At 39.7% G+C, this 22,425-nt stretch carries 21 protein-coding genes; 8 read left to right on the forward strand and 13 right to left on the reverse strand.

The annotated features are described in order from the left end of the window. Positions 1–17: 17 nt before the first annotated feature. The 5 genes from LOC50_RS14520 (at position 18) to LOC50_RS14540 (ending at position 3,302) form a co-directional block, all read left to right on the forward strand. On the forward strand, positions 18–1,280 hold the full coding sequence (locus tag LOC50_RS14520; protein ID WP_250654055.1) for an SAM-dependent methyltransferase: 1,263 nt from the start codon (positions 18–20) through the stop codon (positions 1,278–1,280). After that, positions 1,258–1,758: a DUF2878 domain-containing protein gene (locus LOC50_RS14525; protein ID WP_138627510.1), complete on the forward strand. Its 501-nt coding sequence runs from the start codon at positions 1,258–1,260 to the stop codon at positions 1,756–1,758. Before LOC50_RS14520 ends, LOC50_RS14525 begins: the two co-directional genes overlap by 23 nt. 30 nt (positions 1,759–1,788) lie before the next feature. Then, positions 1,789–2,277 (forward strand): chalcone isomerase family protein, encoded by a 489-nt coding sequence (locus LOC50_RS14530; protein ID WP_013463263.1) that lies wholly within the window; start codon positions 1,789–1,791, stop codon positions 2,275–2,277. Between the two features lies 1 nt (position 2,278). After that, a complete protein-coding gene (locus LOC50_RS14535; RefSeq protein WP_013463264.1) occupies positions 2,279–2,818 on the forward strand; it encodes a DUF3833 domain-containing protein in 540 nt (179 codons plus the stop codon). A gap of 208 nt (positions 2,819–3,026) precedes the next feature. Next, the gene (locus LOC50_RS14540) at positions 3,027–3,302 is read left to right on the forward strand and encodes an HU family DNA-binding protein (RefSeq protein WP_008112559.1); all 276 of its coding nucleotides are present in this window, start codon (positions 3,027–3,029) and stop codon (positions 3,300–3,302) included. Positions 3,303–3,366: 64 nt separating this feature from the next. On the opposite strand, the gene ilvN is transcribed toward LOC50_RS14540, so the two are convergent. The 8 genes from ilvN to LOC50_RS14580 form a co-directional block, all read right to left on the reverse strand. Next, the gene (ilvN, locus tag LOC50_RS14545) at positions 3,367–3,867 is read right to left on the reverse strand and encodes an acetolactate synthase small subunit (RefSeq protein ID WP_013463265.1); all 501 of its coding nucleotides are present in this window, start codon (positions 3,865–3,867) and stop codon (positions 3,367–3,369) included. Further along, positions 3,867–5,591: an acetolactate synthase 3 large subunit gene (locus LOC50_RS14550; RefSeq protein WP_069439709.1), complete on the reverse strand. Its 1,725-nt coding sequence runs from the start codon at positions 5,589–5,591 to the stop codon at positions 3,867–3,869. The genes ilvN and LOC50_RS14550 overlap by 1 nt, the downstream gene beginning before the upstream one ends. Positions 5,592–6,054: 463 nt before the next feature. Further along, entirely contained in the window at positions 6,055–7,062 is a 1,008-nt protein-coding gene (locus tag LOC50_RS14555) for an isocitrate dehydrogenase (RefSeq protein WP_036983988.1), read from the reverse strand. 179 nt (positions 7,063–7,241) lie between these two features. Continuing rightward, positions 7,242–8,924: a hypothetical protein gene (locus LOC50_RS14560; RefSeq protein WP_250654056.1), complete on the reverse strand. Its 1,683-nt coding sequence runs from the start codon at positions 8,922–8,924 to the stop codon at positions 7,242–7,244. Then, a complete protein-coding gene (locus LOC50_RS14565; RefSeq protein ID WP_069439711.1) occupies positions 8,924–9,319 on the reverse strand; it encodes a DUF3192 domain-containing protein in 396 nt (131 codons plus the stop codon). Before LOC50_RS14565 ends, LOC50_RS14560 begins: the two co-directional genes overlap by 1 nt. A gap of 69 nt (positions 9,320–9,388) precedes the next feature. After that, positions 9,389–10,162 carry a flap endonuclease Xni gene (gene xni, locus LOC50_RS14570; protein WP_013463270.1) on the reverse strand — a complete coding sequence of 258 codons (774 nt, stop codon included), beginning with the start codon at positions 10,160–10,162 and terminating at the stop codon, positions 9,389–9,391. Between the two features lie 8 nt (positions 10,163–10,170). Then, the gene (ppnN, locus tag LOC50_RS14575) at positions 10,171–11,514 is read right to left on the reverse strand and encodes a nucleotide 5'-monophosphate nucleosidase PpnN (RefSeq protein WP_248474358.1); all 1,344 of its coding nucleotides are present in this window, start codon (positions 11,512–11,514) and stop codon (positions 10,171–10,173) included. A 77-nt stretch (positions 11,515–11,591) separates the two neighbouring features. Then, positions 11,592–13,100: a GGDEF domain-containing protein gene (locus LOC50_RS14580; protein ID WP_250654057.1), complete on the reverse strand. Its 1,509-nt coding sequence runs from the start codon at positions 13,098–13,100 to the stop codon at positions 11,592–11,594. A gap of 489 nt (positions 13,101–13,589) precedes the next feature. On the opposite strand from LOC50_RS14580, the gene LOC50_RS14585 reads away from it, so the two are divergent. Continuing rightward, a complete protein-coding gene (locus tag LOC50_RS14585; protein ID WP_250654058.1) occupies positions 13,590–15,377 on the forward strand; it encodes a M61 family metallopeptidase in 1,788 nt (595 codons plus the stop codon). Between the two features lie 148 nt (positions 15,378–15,525). Then, on the forward strand, positions 15,526–17,697 hold the full coding sequence (locus LOC50_RS14590) for a S46 family peptidase (protein ID WP_250654059.1): 2,172 nt from the start codon (positions 15,526–15,528) through the stop codon (positions 17,695–17,697). A 585-nt stretch (positions 17,698–18,282) separates the two neighbouring features. Here LOC50_RS14590 and LOC50_RS14595 read toward each other — a convergent pair. The 5 genes from LOC50_RS14595 to LOC50_RS14615 all read right to left on the reverse strand — a co-directional run bounded on the left by LOC50_RS14595 (position 18,283) and on the right by LOC50_RS14615 (position 20,727). Next, positions 18,283–18,732: a hypothetical protein gene (locus LOC50_RS14595; RefSeq protein WP_250654060.1), complete on the reverse strand. Its 450-nt coding sequence runs from the start codon at positions 18,730–18,732 to the stop codon at positions 18,283–18,285. Positions 18,733–18,767: 35 nt separating this feature from the next. Continuing rightward, complete coding sequence (locus LOC50_RS14600; RefSeq protein ID WP_250654061.1) at positions 18,768–19,043, reverse strand: hypothetical protein; 276 nt, start codon at positions 19,041–19,043, stop codon at positions 18,768–18,770. Between the two features lie 108 nt (positions 19,044–19,151). Next, positions 19,152–20,033: an NAD-dependent epimerase/dehydratase family protein gene (locus LOC50_RS14605; RefSeq protein WP_250654062.1), complete on the reverse strand. Its 882-nt coding sequence runs from the start codon at positions 20,031–20,033 to the stop codon at positions 19,152–19,154. A 225-nt stretch (positions 20,034–20,258) separates the two neighbouring features. Further along, positions 20,259–20,486, reverse strand: coding sequence for a type II toxin-antitoxin system RelE family toxin (locus LOC50_RS14610; RefSeq protein ID WP_250654063.1), 228 nt, complete (start codon positions 20,484–20,486; stop codon positions 20,259–20,261). Then, positions 20,476–20,727, reverse strand: a complete 252-nt coding sequence (locus LOC50_RS14615) for a type II toxin-antitoxin system Phd/YefM family antitoxin (protein ID WP_017038856.1) — start codon at positions 20,725–20,727, stop codon at positions 20,476–20,478. Before LOC50_RS14615 ends, LOC50_RS14610 begins: the two co-directional genes overlap by 11 nt. 381 nt (positions 20,728–21,108) lie before the next feature. Here LOC50_RS14615 and LOC50_RS14620 point away from each other — a divergent pair, with 381 nt between their 5' ends. Then, positions 21,109–22,380: an O-acetylhomoserine aminocarboxypropyltransferase/cysteine synthase family protein gene (locus LOC50_RS14620; protein WP_250654064.1), complete on the forward strand. Its 1,272-nt coding sequence runs from the start codon at positions 21,109–21,111 to the stop codon at positions 22,378–22,380. Positions 22,381–22,425: the final 45 nt, after the last annotated feature.

Consider the following 22,425-nt stretch of genomic DNA (forward strand, 5'->3'; position numbering starts at 1 on the left):
ATAATATAGGTAAGTATATGGAAAAGGTATCGAGCTTACGCGTTCAGGAACGCACCAGTTGGTTTACTAATTTTTATAAAAAGTTAGTGTTTAAAGCGTTCTCGTCAATTGATACAGGTCAAATAGTGCTTGTAGACAATAATCAGCAGTCTGTATTTGGCGATACGTCATCAGAGCTTAAAGTAACGGTAACCGTTAATGATACTGCTATGTATAAAGCATTTGCGCTGTCGGGAAGTATTGGCGCGGGAGAATCTTACATATTAGGGCAGTGGCAGTGTGATAACTTAACTCGCTTAATCGAAATTTTTGCAATTAACCAAGACCAACTAGACGCGTTTGAAAAGAAATTCGCTTTTTTTAGTAACCTTGCTCATCGTATAAACCACATTAAAAATAAAAATTCTCACTCGGGCTCTAAAAAGAATATTGTTGCACATTACGACTTAGGCAATGACTTATACGAGTCTTTTTTAAGCAAAGAAATGCTTTATTCAAGTGCCGTATACCCAAGTAAAAACGCCACCCTCGAGCAAGCACAGCAATACAAACTACAGCGTATTTGTGAACAAGTCGAGTTACAACAAGGCGACACCGTCATTGAAATTGGTACAGGTTGGGGAGCATTTGCAATTTACGCGGCTACTCACTACGAATGCCATGTAACAACCACTACCATCTCTGATGAGCAGCACGATTATGTAGCAAATAAAATTAAAGAGCTTGGGCTTGAAAACAAAATAACCTTGCTCAAACAAGATTACCGTTTACTAACCGGTAAATACGATAAGCTAGTATCAATTGAGATGATAGAAGCGGTTGGTCATGAGTACTTGCCTAGTTTTTTCACTCAGTGCGGTCAGCTATTAAAAGACGATGGTGCTATGCTTATTCAAGCAATTACAATTAGCGATCAGCGTTACCAACATTATTTAAAAAATTCTGACTTTATTCAGCAGTATATTTTCCCTGGTGGGTGTTTGCCTTCGCTCAACGAAATGAGTGAGCAAATAAAAAATCATACCGATATGAATATCCACACAGTTAACGATATTGGTGTTCACTACGCAAGAACCCTTGCTGATTGGCGAGATCGTTTCATTGCAAGTTGGCCAAACCTCGATAGTAATAAATTTGATGAGCGATTTTATCGTTTATGGCTATTTTATTTTGCTTATTGCGAGGGCGCATTTAGAACTCGCGCAACAAGCACAGTACATTTAATGGCACGCAAACCCCGTTTTACGAGTAGTAATGATGAGATTGCACTCGCTTATTAATTTTGTTCTGTTTCAAGTAGTGTGGTTTTTATGCCTACTGCTTGAACAGCACTCACTTATCTATTCAACTGTTATCATTGCATTAATGTTTTATTTGTCAGCGCAAAAAAAACAGGATGCTTTTTTGCTTCTAAAGTGCTTACCACTAGCCTTACTAAGTGAATTTATCGCGGTTAAGTTCGGTCTGATTGAATTTAAAGTAGCGCCATTTCCGCTTTGGTTAGTGTTTTTATGGGCTGCTTTATTGCTATGTATTAACACCTCAATGTCGTTTTTAACAACCCTTAAACCTTGGCAAGCGTTTATTGTATGTTTAGCGTTTGCACCAGGAAGTTACTGGGCGGGGGCGCGATTCGACGTGTTAGAACTCGGCTTGCCGCTATGGCAATTTTGGCCGTTATACGGTGCTTTATGGGCTGCAACGTTTAGCGTTATTTTATTTATTAACGGTAAAATTGGCGCGTTTATTAAGCAATAAAACAATTGTATTTACTGCTTGGAGCTGATTATGAAAACGCTTTTAAATTTAGTACTAATTTATGCCCTGTTTAACCATGCTGCTTATGCTGATACCCAGTTTAACAAAGTGGGCGAGGCACGTATGGAATACCTTTTTTGGGATGTTTATGATGCAACGCTTTTTACTCCCTCTGGATCTTATAGTCCCAAGCAAACGCCAGTTAAATTTACTTTAACTTACCTGCGAGACTTTGATGCTAAAGACATTGTAAAAGCCACTAAAGAGCAATGGCAACATTTAGGTAAATCACAATTATCAGCTCGCTATGCAGATAAATTATTAGCGATATGGCCAGACATTAAAAAGGGTGAATCGTTAACCTTACTGACCGATCAGCAAGGACACAGTATTTTCTTTCACAATGACAATGAAATAGGCCGCATAGAAGACACCACTTTTGCAGATGACTTTTTAGCTATTTGGCTAAGTGAGAACACCTCAGAACCATCGATTAGAAATCAACTTTTAGGGATTTAATATGATTAATCTAAAACGTATCAAAGTAACTTTGCTGCTGGTAGTAAGCTTCTTTATTGCAAGTTGTTCAGCGCCGAGTGTAGAGCACTACAAAGGCTCAGAGCCTAATTTCGATTTTAAGACTTTTTTTAGCGGCGACTTAAAAGCCTACGGTGTTGTACAAGACTTTAAAGGCGAATTAACCCGTAAGCTTGTTGTAGACTTGAGCGCTACGTGGGATGGCAACCAAGGCGTTATTGAGGAAGACTTCGTTTATGATGACGGCGAAACCCAAAAACGTATTTGGAAAATAACCTTAAACGACGACAACACGTTAACCGGTACTGCTTCTGATGTTTTAGGTACGGCCACAGGCAAAAGTGAAGGCAGTGTTTTTCATTGGAACTACAATGTGGAAATTCCTTATGATGGCAGCACTTTTGAGGTTAACTTTGACGATTGGATGTATTTAGTCACCAACACGCGCTTGATAAACCGCACATCTATTGTTAAGTTTGGCGTTGAGGTCGGGGAAGTGACCTTAGTAATTGAAAAAATATAGCGACTCATCACAGTGCATAGCTGCACTATATTTGTGCTTAAATTAAGTTTTTGTTAAACCAACTCGCTGTATTTTACAGTGAATTACTATAATTTTACTAATTTTTTAGTATTTAAGTTAAAAAACGTAATTTGCTGTTGCTAACTCTTCGAAAATGCATAAAGATAGGATTTGCGAAGGCAAAATAATAACGAATAGGAATCTAATAATGAACAAAGCTCAACTAGTTGAAAAAATCTCTACTGACGCAGAAATCTCTAAAGCAGCCGCTACACGTGCACTTGATGCATTCACAGGCGCTGTAACTTCTTCACTAAAAGAAGGCAACTCTGTTGCATTAGTTGGTTTTGGTACTTTTTCAGTTAAAGAACGTGCTGCTCGCACAGGTCGTAACCCACAAACAGGTGCAGAAATCCAAATTTCAGCAGCGACTATTCCAAGCTTTAAACCAGGTAAAGGTCTTAAAGACCAAGTAAACCTATAAGGTTTAGGTTTATAAAAATAATAAAAGGGCTATTAAGCCCTTTTTTTTGCCGTAAATTTAACGCTTATTTAGCTTTAAGCGCCTTATCTCCGCGACCAATGCCGACCGCGCCAGAGCGAACCACTTCTATAATGTCTGTTTCATGACGTAAGGTATCTAAAAACGACTCTATTTTATCGGTACTGCTTACCAATTGTAGGCTGTAACTTTGACGCCCCATATCTAAAATAGCGCCCTGAAATACATCTACAACCCGCGTTACAGCAGCTCGCGTAGCTTCATCTTGAGCAAATACTTTTACTAATAACAGTTCGCGCTCTATGTGGCTCATTTCGGTTAAATCAATCACCTTAAGTACATCGACCAGTTTATTTACCTGTTTGGTGATTTGCTCAACAATTCTATCATCGCCTTTAGTGGTGACAGTAATACGCGAGAGTGATTCATCATCAGTGGTTCCAACAGTTAAACTATCAATGTTGTAAGCTCGTTGAGAAAAAAGCCCCACTATACGTGATAACGCACCGGGTTCATTTTCTAATAATATAGATAATATACGACGCATTATGCCTTTACTCCTTTTCTTAACCACATTTCATCGATGCCACCGTGCTTAATTTGCATCGGATAAACATGTTCTTTTTCGTCTACTAAAATATCTAAAAACACTAATCTATCGGTTATCGACATGGCTTTGTCTATTGCTGGCTGTAATTCATCCAGTGTATTGACTCGTATTCCTACATGGCCGTAGCTTTGTACAAGTTTTACAAAGTCAGGAAGTGATTCCATATAGGAAGAGGAGTGTCTGCCGCCATAAATCATATCTTGCCATTGTCTAACCATACCTAGTGAACGGTTATTTAACGAGATCACTTTTACCGCTAAGTTGTATTGTAAACAGGTAGAAAGCTCTTGAATGTTCATTTGAATAGAGCCGTCGCCAGTCACACATAAAGACTCTTTATCAGGAAAGGCGAGCTTAACCCCCATTGCAGCCGGTAAACCAAAGCCCATGGTGCCTAAGCCGCCTGAGTTGATCCACTGACGAGGGTGCTTAAATGGATAATACTGCGCCGCAAACATTTGGTGTTGGCCCACATCTGAACTGACATAAGCATCACCATTAGTCGCTTTATAAATAGCCTCTATAACTGCTTGAGGTTTAATTTTATCGCCATCGGTATTGTAGTTTAAGCATTTTTGTTCGCGCCAACTGATCACCTGTCGCCACCAATCTTCTTGTGCACTGCGGTCTATTTTTATTGGGCTTTTATCTATAGCAGTTTGTAACTGTTCAAGTACCGTGGCTAAACAGCCAACAACCGGAATATGTGCTTTTATGGTTTTGGAAATTGAAGTCGGATCGACATCTACATGCACGATAGTGGCATTAGGGCAAAACTTTTGTACGTTATTGGTAACCCGATCATCGAATCGTGCGCCAAGGGCTAAAATAACATCAGCATTGGCCATGGCTTTATTTGCTTCTAATGTACCGTGCATACCCAACATACCAATAAAGTTAGGATGAATGCCTGATATACCGCCTAGTCCCATTAGGGTATTGGTAATAGGGGCATTAAGCGATTCGACTAAGTGGGTTAGTTGCTCTGATGTATTTGAAAGCACAATTCCGCCACCAGAATAAATAACCAGCTTTTTCGCTTCTAAAATAGCAGCAACGGCCTTACGAATTTGTTTAGAGTGACCCTTGGTATTAGGGTTGTAGGTTCTGAGTTCTGTTGCCGCTGGAAAGTTATAAGCAAAGGTTAGCTCAGGATTAAGCATGTCTTTAGGAAGTTCAACGACAACTGGGCCTGGGCGACCTGAGCTGGCAATATAAAAGGCTTTAGCAAGAATATTGGGAATTTCACTAGCGCTTCTACAATTAAAGCTATGCTTTACGATAGGGCGAGAGCAGCCAACAATATCCGTTTCTTGAAACGCGTCATCACCAATTAAGTTGGTTGGCACTTGACCTGATAACACCACCATCGGAATAGAATCCATATACGCAGTTGCTATGCCTGTTACACAGTTTGTTGCCCCTGGTCCAGAAGTGGCAAGTACAACACCGACTTCACCGGTTGCTCTTGCGTAACCATCGGCCATGTGTGTGGCGGCCTGTTCGTGACGGACTAAAATATGTTCAATATCATCTTGCTGAAATAGCGCATCATATAAGTCTAATACTGAGCCACCGGGGTAACCGAATATATACTTAACGTTTAACTCTTTTAATGACTTAACAACCAATTCAGAGCCATTATATTCTTGTTTACTCATCCTCATTCCTCTGTTGACTGATTTATGCAAAAAAAAAACCCCCGCGTAGTGCGAGGGTTTAAAAAAGCATGTTTCACCTTTTAATACATCCCCGCTGGGCTTATCACTAAGACCAGTACGAGTAAGACTAAAAGACGAAATTGTGTGTTCATAATGTGTTGCTCTTTAAAATAAAATGCTGTTTAAATTACAATTTTTGTATGTGGTTATTTTTAAGGCTTTTGCGCGCTCATGTCAACCCAAAACTAAAGTTTTTGGATTAAAAATTCATTTTTATATCTTTTTTAATCTTAAATTCTAATTGCTATGAAGTATTCTCACGTTAAAAGCAGAAATTATGCATTTTTAATTTTAAGGAGTAGGGAGCTTAAATACACATTAATTACATTAAAGTGATACAGGCGGTTTTGAGCAGGCATAAAAAAAGCCAACAGATGTTGGCTTTATAATTCAATTATACTTGTTACAGACGGTCGATTACTGACTGAGTGAAGTCAGTTGTACCATGGCTGCCGCCTAAATCGCGAGTAGTACGGTCGCCTGATTTAATTACATCAGCCACTGCGCTACGAATGCGCTCTGCCGTATCGCCCATATTTAAATGCTCTAGCATTTGAATAGACGCTAAAATAACTGACGTTGGATTTGCTAGGTTTTTACCTGCAATATCAGGTGCGCTACCGTGAACAGCTTCAAAGATAGCCGCATTTTCACCAATGTTAGCACCAGGCGCCATGCCTAAACCACCAACTAAACCAGCACATAAATCAGATAAAATATCGCCGAATAGGTTAGTCGTTACAATTACGTCAAACTCTTCCGGTGTCATTACTAGTTTCATACAGGTTGCATCAACAATCATTTCAGTTGATTCAATCTCAGGGTAACGTTCAGCCACTTCACGAGCAACTTTTAAGAACAAACCCGATGTTGATTTTAAAATATTTGCTTTATGAACAGCGGTTACTTTTTTACGGCCTTCGCGTACAGCTAACTCGTATGCAAAAGTAACGATTTTTTCAGCGCCTTCACGCGTGATAACAGACATTGCCTCAGCTTCGTTGCCATCAGCACTCACTACTTGACCTGCACCTGAGTACATACCTTGGGTATTTTCACGAACAGTAATAATATCAATGTCATCGTAACGTGCTTTAGTACCTGCGAACGACTTCACAGGACGAACATTAGCGTATAAACCAAACTGTTTACGAAGTGTTACATTGATTGATGTAAAGCCTTCGCCTACAGGGGTCGTTAATGGACCTTTTAAAGTGATTTTATTTTTAGCAATCGTGTCAATTGTCTCTTGTGGAAGCAATTCGCCCGTTTTTTCAAGCGCAGCGAGGCCAGCGTCAACAAATTCATAATCAAAATCGCATCCTGCGGCTTTTAGTATTTCAAGTGCTGAGTCGATAATGCTTGGGCCGATGCCGTCGCCTTTGATCACTGTTATGGTTTGTTTGGCCATGAACTTTTCCTTTAAAGATTTGGATACACACATAAATAAAAAATACTCACAGAGTTTAGACTACTTATATGACAGGGGTGCTAAATTTAAGCCGGCATTTATACCAATTTATTGAACATTTTGCCAGTTTATACTGCAAATACAGGGTATAAATTAAATTTATAGCGATAATAAGTCAGCTAAATACTATTGTGCAGACCTAATTGCTGCAGGGATTGATAAAAAATGGCCTCACTTTTCCAGCCATGGCGGGTGAGTTGTTGATTTAATATCTGCTGTTGCCATGCTGTTAATGGCTGGTTAGGTTTAAGTACGCGCTGGGCTACAACTTTTAAAGCTGCCCACAACTTAGCGCTATCATCGAGCTGCTTTTTAGGCAATGTTTCAGCTTTTAATAACGCTATTGCCCAGGGGTCGCTACTAAGTAATTCATTAAGCTCATTAGTTAAATGCGGGGTATCAACATTGTTTATGCCAAAAAAAGTGCATATTGGCGTATCTAAGGATTTATTCGGTGTTTGGTCTAGGGTGATTTTTCTAGAAACTTCTGGGCTGTAATTAATTAATAGATAATATAAATAGGCATATAGGCTCAAACTAATGCGTTCACTTTGCAAATTTTTATCGTGTTTTACTAACAGCTCTACAATGTTGACTAAACAACCCATGCGGGTACACAAAAATGTATGTAAAGGATGGGCAATACTATTTACCAACTGCTCGAAAACCATGCCTTGAATAATCGCAGGGGCCTTATCGTAACCCACCATAGACAAGCTATGCCTTAAATCTTTTGCCGGTTGCAGCTCTTTATTATACTGTTTTACTGCATGGCACACTGATTTTATAACATTAGGATAAGGGGTAAGTAATGTATTTAATGCTTTGTAATTGTACTCTTGTTGGTTTTTTATTCGTTTAACTAATTCGTACAAAGAGGACTGTGTATTGTCACTCTTATGAACAATATGCAGGTATTCACTGTCCCAAACTTTTAAAAACAAGCGATCGTCATTACACGGCCATGCCTTTGAGCCATCCTCTAATGATGCTTTTATTCGATACCAGGCCATTTTTGTATTGGCATTATTAACGATAATGTGACGGCCTGCCGAATCTGTAGCCAAATAAATCATTGTTTGGTCCGCATAAACCACTTGGCTACCTGGTACATATTGTCCAACGTGTGCCACTAAGTCTTTTAACAGTCTCTGTGCAAATGAGTTGGGGGTTCTTATGTACAAATCAGCTACTGCTTTGTAAAAACTAATATGCTGCTGTTTTGCGTTGCAGGTTACGTTAAGCGCCAAAATATTTGCCAAAGCAACCAATACACTGGCTCCGTCATAAAGCATGATTTTAGGCGTGTTTAATAATGCGTGTTTGTATTTGGCTAGTTTAGCTAAAATATGGGCAATTTGATGTGCTGGTTGTTGTGATGTCAATATCACTTTGGCTGCGAGTTTATGGCGTAACTGCCACATTTTAGTGTCGGTATTAGTAAATGTTTGCTGTTGGGCTAGTTTATTCAACTGATCAGCAACACAAAGGTGTTCCACCAATGAGGCACTGATATAAAGCTCTGTTAAGTGTTTATCGTAATTTTGGCTAGCACTTAATGCACAAGTTAAAACACATTGATTAACCACTACATTGGTTGCAAAGCTATAGTGTGTTTTATACAAATTGAGCTGAGCTTGTAACGCTGCTGGGTTTTGTTTATATAACGCTGCGTATTGCTCTGCAAGTTTACAAACAATCGGATAAAAAGTATGCCACTGGTTTTTATTATTATGTGAACTTAAAAGCAACTGTGTGCTTTCGAGTAGCTTGTTTAGGTTACCCGACAGTGGTGCTTCCATTAAATTGTTCCATCATTTTGTTCAAGGTATTTTTCATAAGCACTTGGGCCCCACATTATTAGTTGGCCGTTTTTAAATAATAACCCGGTACATTCATCCATGGTGGTAATGCCATCCGAGGTTTTATGTTGTGTACGATAAAATAAAACTTGCCACACCTGTTCACCATCACGCTTGGCGTAGGTTAAATCTGGGCTGCCTAAATATTCAAGCACAGCATTTAGCGTAAAAGTATCTTCTAAGCGCAGTTTTTCAATATAGCGTTTATTGAATGCTTCGCGGTCTTGCCAAATCATTGCTTGTGGATCGTCTTTATAAAACATAATAACCGACGTGGCTATTAATGCATATAAACCTAATCCCAATATCAAATACCTAAAAAACTTCTTAAACATTGCCTACCCAGACCAAGATAACTATTACTAGTATACGTATTGCGATCGTTCAGTGCCATTAACTTGCGACTAATTAAGCCTTAACTGCTTTAAACTAAAGCCTAAGTGGATATCAGTACGCAAACTCACCAGTTGTTTAGAAATCACAAACATATCCATATCATCAGCAAGCTTTTTTTGTAAGCGCGCACTTAATGATTCATCGCTTAATGCCTCTTCGAGAGTGTTGTACTGATTCACCAATTGTTGCGCCGATTTAACACCAATGCCTTTAACACCTGGAATGTCATTGGTTTTGTCTCCTGCCAGAGCCCAAAAGTCTATTAGTTTGTGTTGTGCTACGCCAAAACGTTCTTGGATATGCTGCTGTGTGAGCTGTTGCTTTTTAAAGTAATCATACACTTCAATTTGCTCATTTAAATGCGGTAAAAACCCTTTATCGGTAGAGACAATAGTGTTGTTTATCTGATTGTTGGCGGCTTTATGGGCTAATGTTGCAATAATATCATCGGCTTCATCGTTAGTCGGCTCAAATACCACAATGCCGGTTTCTTCAATGGCCGCTTTAAAATGTGGCAAGGCTTCTTTTAACGTTTGTGGCATCGGGGCGCGCGAATGTTTGTAATCTTTGTAAAAGTGATAGCGCCAACTTTTATCGCCATCAAATACAGCAATAGCATGGGTTGCATTAGTGGTTGTTATGAGTTTTTTGCAGGCATGTGCTACTCGAGCGCAGCATGCTTTTAACATATGTTCGTCGCTGTGATGCGTTTGGTTAGCATCAACAGCATAGATGCGTCTAATTAAATTAAGCGCATCAATAAGAAGTAAATGGGGATTCAATTATAAACTCACGCTTTTATTGTATAACAAGGAATATACTTACTGCCAGGGAGCTTCATTCTACCTTGTTCTACAAACGCTTGTAAAAGTGTGTCCATTGCTTTCATTAAATCAGGCTCGCCACTGAGGACATACGGGCCGTATTTTTTAATCGCATGTAAACCTTCTTCTTTTACATTTCCCGCCACTATTCCCGAAAACGCACGGCGTAAATTAGCTGCTAATTGTTGTTTGGGTTGATCAAGGTGCAAATCAAGCGACGCCATAGCCTCATGAGAGGGGTAAAAAGGTTGCTGAAAATCACTGTCTATTTTCAAGGTCCAGTTAAAGTAATATGCATCCCCTTGGCTTTTACGGTATTCGCGTACACCATTCATTGCCGACTTTAACTTTTGACTTACTAATTGAGGGTCATCAATAATTACTTCAAATTTATCTAGGGCTGCATCGCCTAAAGTCATTTGAATGAATTGACACAGCTCCTCAAAGTAAGCTTCACTTTGTTTTGGACCGGTAAGAATAACAGGTAAACATTGCTTTTCGTTTTCAGGGTGCAACAAAATGCCTAATAAATACAAAAGTTCTTCAGCTGTGCCTGCACCACCAGGAAAAATAATAATGGCATGAGCGGTGCGAACAAAGGCCTCAAGCCGCTTTTCAATATCGGGTAAAATAACCAGTTCATTCACAATCGGGTTAGGTGGCTCAGCTGCAATAATACTGGGCTCAGTTAAACCTAAATAACGGTTGTTAGTTATACGTTGTTTGGCATGACCAATAGTGGCGCCTTTCATCGGGCCTTTCATTGCACCAGGCCCACAGCCAGTACAAATATTTAACCCGCGCAAGCCTAATTCGTAACCTACTTGTTTAGTGTATTTATATTCTATTTCGTTAATAGAGTGGCCGCCCCAACATACAATCATGTTAGGTTCACTATTTACTCTAAGAGCGTCGGCATTTCTAAGCATGTCAAAAACCATGTGGGTAATGGCTTTAGTTTCTTTGAGATTTTTTTCATACTTTTGGCAAATAAATAAGATATCGCGAATAACCGAAAATATGTGCTCATGTATGCCGGTGACTATGTGCCCGTCAACGAAGGCCGTTTGCGGCGGGTTCTCTAATTCAATTTTAATACCGCGTTCACGGCTTACCAAACGAATATCAAAGTCTTTATGTTTTTCGTATATATCATTACTTACATCGGTATGGCTGCCTACATTAAGCACAGCTAAAACACAATTTCTGAATAACCTGTAGCGTTCGCTTGTTGATGACTGTTCTAGTAGGTCTACTTCTAGCTGCGATAATAAATCTAATACCCCTGTTGGGTTTAACTGTATTAGCATCGGCATTCTCCTTGAAACTTCTTGGGTAAATTTACTGCGTAATTATGCCTTGTACTCAAAAGTAGAAATGCATAACACTATTTACTAATGCATAGACGATCCCGGCCTGAATTTTTAGCATCGTATAAAGCTTGATCGGCTCTATCAAATGCTTTTAGAGGGGTATCTCCCTCTTTAAATTGGGTTGCGCCTATCGAAACAGTAATTTCAATTTGTTTGTCTTTAAATTTAAACGGTATCTTTTTAATAGACTGTTTTAATTTATTGAGGTGCGCTGTCGCGTTTTCAAGTGAAGTGCGTGGCATTAATAGCACAAACTCTTCGCCGCCATAGCGTGCAATAAAGTCTGATTGCCTAATCGACTTTTGCAACGCTTTGGCAATAACTTGTAAAGTAATATCGCCCGCAGTATGGCCAAATCGATCGTTGATTGATTTAAAATGGTCGACGTCTATAACAACTAGCGTTATGTCTGAGGGTTGTTCGTTAAATAAATTAATTTCGTAGTTGTAACGCTCATCAAATGCCGCCCGATTAGGCAGTTTTGTCAGGCTGTCGAGTAAGCTTTTAAATCGTTGCTCATTTAAACGTTTTTTATAGTTACTGACTTTGTTTTCTAAGCTATTAATTCTTTCATTTATTTGTGTAAAGCTGGCAACTAAAATTCTGCGATCTTTTTGTTCGAGTTGCTCTTTTTCTAAAATATCTGCACTGAGTGAGCGTAACTCGTTTTCAACTAGCTGCTTTAACGCTGTGATTGAGGTCGCATTTTTTGTTTGTGTATTTAGACTTTCTAGCTTTTCACCAATGCGTTTATTTATTAAGTCAAATTCAACATTCATCGATTGAGAGTGTTCACTGGTTGATACCAATGAGCGATGCAGCTCTTCAAGTGTTTGGTTTAATGAAGCTAAAAAGCTTTGCGCTGATTCACGCTCAACGTGAAAACTTTTAACAATTAAAGTAATCACATCTATTGCGGCATCAAGTAGCTGGTCAACGGCTTTATTTTTAGCAATGCGTTTTTTTATTAAATACAGTGATTCATTGGCTTCTTCTTCTAGTTCGAGCTCACTAACTAATTTAAACAGCTTTTCAGTGAGCACACTTAAATTGGGTGGTTTAAAGGTATTATTGCTTTTAGCAATTAAAGCTTGAAGATAAAAGGTGATCAATTGGTTTAATATTGGGATAAACCCATGCACCGATTGTATATCGTCAAGTTGGTTATCTAATAAATGACGCAGCGTTCTGCGGGTTTCGTCAGGCAGGCCTTTCGTTTGTTGTAACTGTTTTCCTGCATTCTGTACGCTGGTTAACAGGTCGCGTTGATGCGCTAGTTGAATCGCTTCCTGATTTTTTAGCAAGGCCAAAATATCATCTATCAAAGGAGAGAAGTCTTCAAAATCCATTCCTTTGTTTAATGCGCTACGGAACTTTGCTAGGCGGTTATCAAGCTCAATATCAAGTCCTTTACAGCTTAAAGATAACTTAGCTGCAAAGTTAGAAAGGGTGTCAACTTGATGTTTACGTGCGCTTTCTATTACTTTTCTACTGTCGATTGCTTGCTTTAGTTTTTGTTCCACCGTATTGGAGCTCCTAGACACCGACACACCATTATTTTAATACCTTTATTGTTTTAGTTTACAACAAAAACATATTAATAGTAGGTATGAGATCAAAAACTTAATGTTTTTAGGGTCTGTTTATCTTTCGAGGTTGATTTTGCAGCAGTGCGTTTGGTTTTTAGGCAAGGCAGAGCCTACGTAGTGTGGTTATTCCCCATAAATAGGCGATAACGCAGCATAAATGCCAAACGCGCGCTGCCCTTTGGGTTCTTCCTAGGTGCGATTAACTCTTTGTTGCTCGATTTTTACTTAGCCCACTAGGTTACAAATCTCGCGCCGCGATTAAATCGCACCTAGGTTGAACAAATTTTAATCCTGAAAGGTCAACAGACCCTAGCAACAAAATACGAACGATCTTAAATATAAGTGTATTTATCGCTTTTAATTCACTTTTAAAATGGGTCTTGTTAACCTTGGGCAACAATACGTTATATAAAAAGAGCCTTTATGAAAAAGCTACTTGCCTTATCAATTTTAGCTGCCTGTTCAGCACCGGTATTTGCCGACGTTAATTACGCTTTAAACATTTCTCAGCCAGAGCATCATTTAGGTGATGTGAACGTAGAATTTCCTAAAACGGCGCAGTCTTTCTTAGATGTGAAACTTCCAGCATGGCGCACTGGTCGTTATGAAATTTTAAATCTTGCCAATGGCGTTCGCTACTTTAAAGCCAGTGATGATGAAGGTAATGAATTAAAGTGGGAAAAGATTGATCACAGCACATGGCGTGTTCATTTAAATGAACCCACTGAAGTAAATATAGATTACCAAGTCTATGCCAATGAGCTAGGTAAACGTGCCCGCCATATAGACGACAGCCATGCCTTTATTGATGCATCAGGCTTTTTTATGTTTAGCGAATCATTTCGCCAAGAGCCAGTAACGGTTGAATTAAACGTCCCCAAAGCATGGCGCTCTGTGTCAGGCATGGAAAATTATAAAAATAAGCACAGCTTCAAAGCCAGTGATTACGATGTATTAGTTGATTCGCCAATCGAAACCGGTATTAACGAGCTACGCACATTTAAAGTTAATGGTCGTGAGTACGAACTGGTGGTATGGGGTGAGGGTAATTACGATATTGAACTGATGCTAACTGATTTGAAAAAGCTAGTGGCTACCGGCAATGTGATTTGGGACAGCTACCCGTATGAACGTTATGTATTTATGGTACACGCTACATCAGGCGCAGGCGGGGCAACTGAGCACTTAAACTCAACGATTATTCAGCGGCCACGCGACCGCTTTGCTAAACGTGAAGACTATTTAGGTTTTATAAGTACTGCAGCTCATGAGTTTATACATACTTGGAATGTAAAAGCGTACCGTCCAAAAGGGCTTGCACCCTATGACTACACTAATATTAATTACTCAAAATTGCTTTGGATAGCAGAGGGCTCTACCAGCTATTTTGAAGATCATTTACTAGTGCGTTCGGGTATTCAAACCACCGATGAATTTTTTAAAGTATTAAGCAAAACCATTAACCGCCACCTCACAACACCGGGGCGTGAAGTGCAAAGTGCCAGCGAAACCAGTTTTGATAAATGGATAAACCAAGGCGGCGATCACGCACGTAACTACAGCACTAATATTTACCTTGAAGGTTCATTATTGTCGATGGCGTTAGATATCGACCTACTTGAAAATAGCCAAGGTAAAATTAGCTATAAAGACGTACACAACGAACTTTATAAGCAGCATAAATTACCGGCAGGGTTTACTGAGCAAGACGTACTGGCTATTTTAAAACAACTATCAGGGCGTGATTATAGCGCGTGGTGGCAGGCAAATGTTGACTCACCAGCCAACCTTGATTTTGATGCACTGCTAGCAAAAGTAGGTTTAAGCTTTGAATTACCAGAAAAAGCCAAGGCCACACCAAGCTTAGATGCATTTACTAAAAATACTGGCGAGTTACTTACGCTTACCCATGTACGTCGCGATGGTGCAGCATGGCAAGGCGGCTTAACCACCGACGATAAACTCGTCGCTATTAATAAAAAGCATGTAGGTAAAGACTTAACAGCCAGCTTAGAAACCTTTAAAGTAGGCGATAAAGTCACTGTTGATTTTATTCGTCGTGATGCCTTAATGGCGACTGAGCTTGTGTTGTCTGAAGATTTCGACAAACCTAAAAAAGTGGTTGCGAATAAAAATGCCACTGATGAGCAAAAAGCATTATTTAAAGCATGGATGGGTGTTGCGCATCCAAACGATGCGAAAAAAGATTAATAAAACAACGCATCATCAACAGTTAAAAAGGAGCTTAGCTCCTTTTTTGTTTATTGGGCGCTATATTGTAACAATTTATCTCAGCGCAGTTGACCTTACTCATACTTAATGAGTAATCTGCAGGTTCAATAATAAAAGGGATTCTATAATGCGTTTAAAACCTCTTGTTGCCACTTTGGTAGCAACCTGTTCACTGGCACTCTCTTCTGCGGCCAATGCCGATGAAGGTATGTGGCAACCTCATCAGCTACCAGAGCTGGAATCAATCTTAAAAGCCAAAGGCCTTGAAATCAGTGTTGATTCAATTTCAAAATTAACCGAATTTCCAATGAATGCGGTTATTAGCTTAGGCGGTTGTACAGCCTCGTTTGTTTCGCCAAAGGGGTTAGTTGTTACTAACCATCACTGTATTTATGGCTCAGTGCAATATAATTCAACACCTGAAAACAACATACTTGAAAACGGCTTTTTAGCAAAAACACCGGCTGAAGATTTACCTGCTGCGCCAGGTTCGCGTGTGTACGTTACAGAAACAGTGACCAACGTGACTGATAAAGTAATTAGCGGCACTAACGAGCTAAGTGCAAAAGCACGCTACGATGCGTTAGAAAAAAATCAAAAAGCCCTCGTTGCACAGTGTGAAGCCGATGAAAGCTACCGTTGTAATGTATATTCGTTTCATGGTGGTTTAGAGTTTTACCTTATTAAATCGCTGGAAATTAAAGATGTACGGTTAGCGTATGCACCTGCTATGGGCGTAGGTAAATACGGTGGCGATATCGATAACTGGATGTGGCCGCGTCACACAGGCGATTTTGGTTTTTACCGCGCCTATGTAGGTAAAGACGGCAAACCAGCAGAGTACAGCGAAGACAACGTACCGTACGTGCCTGAGTCTTACTTAAGTGTAAGTGCTAAAGGCGTGCAAGAGGGTGATTTTGTCATGGTGACTGGCTATCCAGGACGAACCAATCGTTACCGTATTGCGGCAGAGGTCGATTATGTATTTAACGACAGTTACCCTAAAGCGCGTATGCACAATACTAAATACGTATCACTGATTGAAGAAAACTCAGAAGATGGCAGCAAAGCACGTATTGCTTACGAAAGCACCATAGCTGGTTATAACAACTACATTAAAAACTATGGTTCGATGATCGAAAGCTTTAAAAAAGGCACCATGTTTGAGCGTAAAAAGCAGTTTGAACAAGAACTTACAAACTGGATAAACAGCGATAGCGAGCGTAAACAGCGCTACGGTAATGTACTTAATGAGTTATCAGCACTTGTTGCACAATCGCAAGAGCACAGTGAGCGCGACCGTATGGTAGGCTATGTTCACCGTTCACAAATGATCAGCGCGGCACGTCGTTTATACCGTTTAGCTTATGAAAAACAAAAGCCAAATAGCGAGCGTGAATCGGGTTATCAAGAACGTGATTTACCGCGTATTAAATCGGGTTTAGAGCGTATGTCACGTCGCTTTGATGCAAACGTAGATAAAGCTATATTACTGCACTTTTTAGAGCAATATGCAGCATTACCTAAAGCAGAGCGTTTTAGTGAAATTGATAAAGCTTTTGCTTTAGAAAACGGTTTTGATAAAGCAAAACAAAGTGCATTACTTGATGAAATGTACGCTAAATCAACGCTTGATAACGAAATTGTACGTAATTCATTATTTGAGCAAACGCTTAGCCAATTAAACCAAAGCCAAGACCCATTCATGCAATATGCAAAAGCCATATTCACGGTAATGAAAGCTGAGGAAGATAAGTCAAAAGCCCTTGCAGGTAAGTTACAAGCCGCTCGCCCAGAGTTAATGAGTGCGATTATTGCCTTTAACAAAGCGCAAAACAAACCGGTTTACGCCGATGCAAATAGCACATTACGTGTAACTTACGGCACGGTAGGCGGGTATTCTCCGCAAGATGGTTTAGTGGCCACGCCGTTTACCTCACTTGAAGGGTTACTGGCTAAAAACACCGATGTTGACCCATTTAATGCGCCTAAAAAGCTGCAAGAGCAAATTAAAGCCAAGCTTTATGGTGATTACACAGGTGGCATGAATACCGTACCGGTTAACTTTTTATCAAACGTTGACACGACTGGCGGTAACTCAGGTTCACCAACACTTAATGGTAAAGCTGAGCTGGTAGGGTTACTGTTTGACGGTGTGTATGAAAGCATTATTGGTGATTGGGATTACAACCCAGAGCTAAATCGCTCAATCCATGTAGATTCACGCTACATGCTGTGGGTAATGGATAAAGTAGATAACGCACAAAACTTATTAGACGAAATGAAAATCGTAAAATAAGAAGCAGTTAAAATAACAAACAGGCGCTTACCTTAATCGGAAGCGCCTTTTTTGGTTTAAACATTTTCTGATTAATTTAACTTAGGATACGGGCTTCGGGCTAAGAGCTACGAGGTTCGGGTTGCGGGGGGGAGTTAATTTGTTTTTAGCAGTAAGTATCTTTAGTAGCAGCGATTTTATATCGCGTCAGAGTTAAGCCTAAATAAGTATTTACCATCGAGAACACAGAGTTAACAGAGAAATACTTAAAAGATATGAATCCATCTCTGTGCAGCGCAAAGCGCCTCGAGATTCTCTGTGGTGCAAAAATTGTTTTTATCAGTAAATGTCTTTCGTAGCAGCGGCTTTATATCGCGTCAGAGTTAAGCCTAAATAAGCATTTACCATCGAGAACACAGAGTTAACAGAGAAATACTTAAAAGATATCAATCCATCTCTGTGCAGCGCAAAGCGCCTAGGGATTCTCTATGGTGAAAAAACTGTTTTTAGCAGTAAATGTCTTTCGTAGCAGCGATTTTATATCGCGTCAGAGTTAAGCTTAAATAAGTATTTACCACCGAGGACACAGAGTTCACAGAGAAATACTTAAAAGATATGAATCCATCTCTGTGTAGCGCAAAGCGCCTCGGGATTCTCTGTGGTGAAAAAACTGTTTTTAGCGGTAAATGTCTTTCGTAGCAGCGATGTATTATTCTCATTACCAACCAGCACTATTTTATGTCTTATTTCTTTTACAATGCTATTAGTGATGTCAGTATTCCATTTTTGGGGAAATGCATTCCCTTTACGCGTAAATCTGGTAACTACTAGATAATCATCGATATCAGCAGTATGCCTAACTTGAATTAATTGCCGGTGCTTACTTTCATTTGTATATGCTGCAATATATTTAAAACCTTCGCTTTCTAATAATTTACTTATCATTTTTGCCAACTCGGAAAAGTCGCCATTTTTAGATAACTTTTCAGAGGTAGTATAAAGGTAGTGATTTTTCTTATCGCCTATAAGAATTAAATTAATTAAATGAGCAAGCATTTCACAGCAACAGTGTAAGCTTTGAATTATAAAATCTAAATTAATAAGACCTTTGAATCTAGCATGTGATATTCAATATTTACTTTTTCTTCAGCAACACCGAGTACTTGAACAATTAGAACATATTCATCTAGCTCCATGCTTTCGATAACACTTCTAACATTAGAATCAACTTGAGTAGCCGCAATATCAATTAATTTCAGTCTTTCTGGAATTGCAAAAATGCATTGCTCAATATTAAACAGCTTTTCCTCACAAGAAATTTTCGATTTACATAAACTCAATAACTCTTTATTTGACCATGATGCCATGAAAACTCCTAGCCAGTTAACGCCGCCTTAAGGTGCGACAAACATAGCGTGTCATACTGTGAGCGAAGCGAAACCGGCACGCGTTAGGAGTCACTCTTAAACGCTTTGTTAGCTGCGTTTCAAAACTGGTAATACTTCTGCCGTTTCAGTATCTAGCATTTCTAAAACACTTTCAAAGCCATGTATAGGCGACCAACCTAATTTCTCACGTGCGAACGATGAATCATATACGCGATCTAAGCTTTGAGGTAATTGCCAGCCTCTTTGTTTAAATGCTAGAGCGATTTCTGGGCACTTACGTTTGATAACCTCTCCAGCTTCAGTATATAGAGCTTCGCAATCAGAAAAATGAAAAGGTGTTGCACCTGAGATGATAAAGCGATTAAAACCGTTTAAACGTTTTTCCACTGCACATAAATGAGCATTTGCTACATCGCGAGCATCAATGCCACGAGTCAGACGAAATACTGCCATTAAATCCGCTGGCTCAGGAAAGCATCTCGACATTTGCAGCACAGTCACGGGAAGCTGAAACAGATTTGAAATTTCTTTTAGCTTAGTTTCAGCAGCAATTTTACTTTTATGATAAATCGACTTGGGTTGTGGAGTAACGTCCTCATCAACCCAACCTGTAATATTTTTAGGTGTCGAAGCATAACCGTACAACGCAGTTGTACTGGTAAAAATAAAGTGTTTAACACCTGCTTTTACACCAGCCAAAGCCAGTTTTTCAGTCGCGTCTACGTTGATAGATTGAAACTCTAAATCAGGTACTAAACCAACATGAGGAGCATGAAGAGCAGCTGTATGAACGATGACATCAATATTTTCAAGAACCCCACCAATCAGGGCACTGTCACGGATATCACCAATGTAATCGGCTGTTGAGCAAGGTGTTTTATCAATGCCAACTACGTCATGTGTACGCATTAATTTAATATAGATCGCACGCCCGACCCTACCCGCAGAGCCTGTTACCAAAATTCTCATTCCGACACCTTACTAATGATTAACCTCAAAGCAGCTAACGCCGCGTTAAGCAGTGAGCAACGCCGCCACAGAACTTAACCATACCACCGTAAACACAAAACCCAACGATGGAATGAAAAATGCCATGCGTTGGGAATCTGTCTTAAACGCTTTGTTATGCTGCTGTTACGAGAACCTCGATGCTAACTTTTTATACACCGCATCTTTATCTCGTTTTCCAATAGCCTACACATACACCACGATTTCGTCGTCAATGACTTCATAGGCTAAGCGATAACCTGCTGTACGTAATTTGATCTTATAAACTGAGTCATAACCACGAAGTTTAGACGAAGGAACGTGCGGGTTTTCTAGACGTTCTTTAAGTTTCTTTTTGAACTGACTTTGAATTGGTGGAGCTAATTTGCTCCACTCTTTTTGGGCAGCAGGTAGAAATTTAAGCTTATAAGTCATCGATATCTACTTCCACCGCTTCAGATAGTTCACCGCGACGGCTTTCGACTAGTTTAGCAAGCTCATAATCATCGAGCATATCCATTAAAAACTCATAAGTTTCTGCAGGTACTAGATAAGCTGCTGGCTTATTGTGGTTTAGGATAGCAATAGCAGAGCCATCTGCTTCGTTTAACAAAGCTGTTGGATTTTTCTTTAACTCAGAAATACTTGCTGAACAATCAGCTAAAACCTGTCTCATAACAACACCAATTAAGCATTTAAATAAGTGCTAATTTTAGATCTTATTTTCAGTCTTGGCTAGAAGTTTATGATCGCAGCATAACATTTAATAGTGCGCTCATCGCGCATATTTCTGCCAACGATACGCTCATTTTTATATATTTTTAACAAATTATCTAACATATTACTATCACTAAGTTTTTATTGTTATTAAGTGATAAAGAACAGATTAATATGCGCGCTTGGCCCATTTTCTTGAATATATGAGCAAACGGTAGTTTGAACGCTTTGTTAGATACAGTATTCAATCTATTTCCCTCAACATTCTTTAGTATATTTCATGTGCACTTTGTAACCATTAAATGCTACGTTAGGTGTAACTATATTGAAGGGATAAATTATGAAACTTGAGTCTTTAGCGTTGCACCATGGTTATGAATCTGAAGCCACCACTAAATCGGCGGCGGTGCCGATTTATAACACCTCTTCGTACACCTTTGATAATACCCAGCATGGCGCTGATTTATTTGATTTAAAAGTGCCGGGTAATATTTATACCCGCATTATGAACCCGACCAATGCGGTACTTGAACAACGTATTGCTGCGATGGAAGGCGGCATTGGTGCGCTGGCGGTGGCCTCGGGTATGGCGGCCATTACCTATGCGATTCAATGTTTATGTGAAGTGGGCACTAATATTGTAAGCACTAGCCAAGTATATGGCGGTACATATAACTTATTTGCTCATACGTTACCGCGCCAAGGTATTGAAGCTCGCATGATTAAAGCTGATGATTTTAGCGCCTTTGAAAACGCGATTGATGATAATACTCGCGCAGTATTTTGTGAGTCCATTGGTAACCCTGCAGGTAATATTGTCGATATTGAGCGTTTAGCTAACATTGCTCATAGTAAAGGGGTGCCGCTTATTGTTGATAATACCGTGGCTACCCCGTACTTATGTCGCCCATTTGAGCTAGGTGCTGATATAGTGGTTCATTCACTGACAAAGTATATAAACGGGCATGGTACTGCTATTGGCGGCATGATTGTCGACTCAGGAAAATTTGATTGGAAAACCAATGCCACACGCTTTGCAATGATGAACGAGCCCGATCCGTCGTATCATAATGTGGTTTATACCGAAGCTTTTGCTGAAGCGGCGTTTATTGGTCGTTGCCGCGTTGTACCACTTAGAAATACCGGTGCAGCACTTGCGCCTAAAAACGCATCTGACATTTTAATCGGCCTAGAAACCTTAGGCTTACGAATGGATCGCCACTGCGAAAACGCGCAAAAAATTGCTGAATACCTAGAGAGCCACCCTAAGGTGCTGTGGGTTAATTACGCGGGATTAAAATCAAGCCCCTATAACGAAATGAGCCAAAAAATTACCAATGGTAAGGCGTCAGGTATTTTAAGTTTTGGCATTGCCGGTGGCCTTGAAGCCGGTACGCGCTTTATTGATGCTCTAAACATGATTTTACGTTTGGTGAATATCGGCGATGCTAAATCGCTGGCGTGTCATCCAGCATCTACTACGCACCGCCAATTAAATGATGAAGAACTGGCCAATGCGGGCGTTAGCCGCGATTTAATTCGTTTATCGGTGGGTATTGAAAACATTGACGATATTATTGCCGATGTAAGCCAAGCGCTCGATAAAGCCTAAATCGTACGTTAAATACCTCAGATTTTTTTGAGGTATTTATTTTTG

The organism is Pseudoalteromonas sp. SCSIO 43095 (assembly GCF_023650455.1).
GTDB classification, from domain to species: Bacteria; Pseudomonadota; Gammaproteobacteria; order Enterobacterales; family Alteromonadaceae; genus Pseudoalteromonas; species Pseudoalteromonas tetraodonis.

What these genes read in the sequence shown, in the direction of transcription:
- LOC50_RS14535 (WP_013463264.1), top strand. Translation starts at nt 2,279, where the DNA reads ATGATTAATCTAAAACGTATCAAAGTAACTTTGCTGCTGGTAGTAAGC.
- LOC50_RS14555 (WP_036983988.1), bottom strand. Translation starts at nt 7,062, where the DNA reads ATGGCCAAACAAACCATAACAGTGATCAAAGGCGACGGCATCGGCCCA.
- LOC50_RS14590 (WP_250654059.1), top strand. Translation starts at nt 15,526, where the DNA reads ATGCGTTTAAAACCTCTTGTTGCCACTTTGGTAGCAACCTGTTCACTG.
- LOC50_RS14615 (WP_017038856.1), bottom strand. Translation starts at nt 20,727, where the DNA reads ATGAGACAGGTTTTAGCTGATTGTTCAGCAAGTATTTCTGAGTTAAAG.
- LOC50_RS14540 (WP_008112559.1), top strand. Translation starts at nt 3,027, where the DNA reads ATGAACAAAGCTCAACTAGTTGAAAAAATCTCTACTGACGCAGAAATC.
- LOC50_RS14525 (WP_138627510.1), top strand. Translation starts at nt 1,258, where the DNA reads ATGAGATTGCACTCGCTTATTAATTTTGTTCTGTTTCAAGTAGTGTGG.
- LOC50_RS14585 (WP_250654058.1), top strand. Translation starts at nt 13,590, where the DNA reads ATGAAAAAGCTACTTGCCTTATCAATTTTAGCTGCCTGTTCAGCACCG.
- LOC50_RS14520 (WP_250654055.1), top strand. Translation starts at nt 18, where the DNA reads ATGGAAAAGGTATCGAGCTTACGCGTTCAGGAACGCACCAGTTGGTTT.
- ppnN (WP_248474358.1), bottom strand. Translation starts at nt 11,514, where the DNA reads ATGCTAATACAGTTAAACCCAACAGGGGTATTAGATTTATTATCGCAG.
- LOC50_RS14560 (WP_250654056.1), bottom strand. Translation starts at nt 8,924, where the DNA reads ATGGAAGCACCACTGTCGGGTAACCTAAACAAGCTACTCGAAAGCACA.
- LOC50_RS14620 (WP_250654064.1), top strand. Translation starts at nt 21,109, where the DNA reads ATGAAACTTGAGTCTTTAGCGTTGCACCATGGTTATGAATCTGAAGCC.
- LOC50_RS14605 (WP_250654062.1), bottom strand. Translation starts at nt 20,033, where the DNA reads ATGAGAATTTTGGTAACAGGCTCTGCGGGTAGGGTCGGGCGTGCGATC.
- LOC50_RS14530 (WP_013463263.1), top strand. Translation starts at nt 1,789, where the DNA reads ATGAAAACGCTTTTAAATTTAGTACTAATTTATGCCCTGTTTAACCAT.
- LOC50_RS14565 (WP_069439711.1), bottom strand. Translation starts at nt 9,319, where the DNA reads ATGTTTAAGAAGTTTTTTAGGTATTTGATATTGGGATTAGGTTTATAT.
- LOC50_RS14550 (WP_069439709.1), bottom strand. Translation starts at nt 5,591, where the DNA reads ATGAGTAAACAAGAATATAATGGCTCTGAATTGGTTGTTAAGTCATTA.
- LOC50_RS14595 (WP_250654060.1), bottom strand. Translation starts at nt 18,732, where the DNA reads ATGCTTGCTCATTTAATTAATTTAATTCTTATAGGCGATAAGAAAAAT.
- ilvN (WP_013463265.1), bottom strand. Translation starts at nt 3,867, where the DNA reads ATGCGTCGTATATTATCTATATTATTAGAAAATGAACCCGGTGCGTTA.
- LOC50_RS14600 (WP_250654061.1), bottom strand. Translation starts at nt 19,043, where the DNA reads ATGGCATCATGGTCAAATAAAGAGTTATTGAGTTTATGTAAATCGAAA.
- LOC50_RS14610 (WP_250654063.1), bottom strand. Translation starts at nt 20,486, where the DNA reads ATGACTTATAAGCTTAAATTTCTACCTGCTGCCCAAAAAGAGTGGAGC.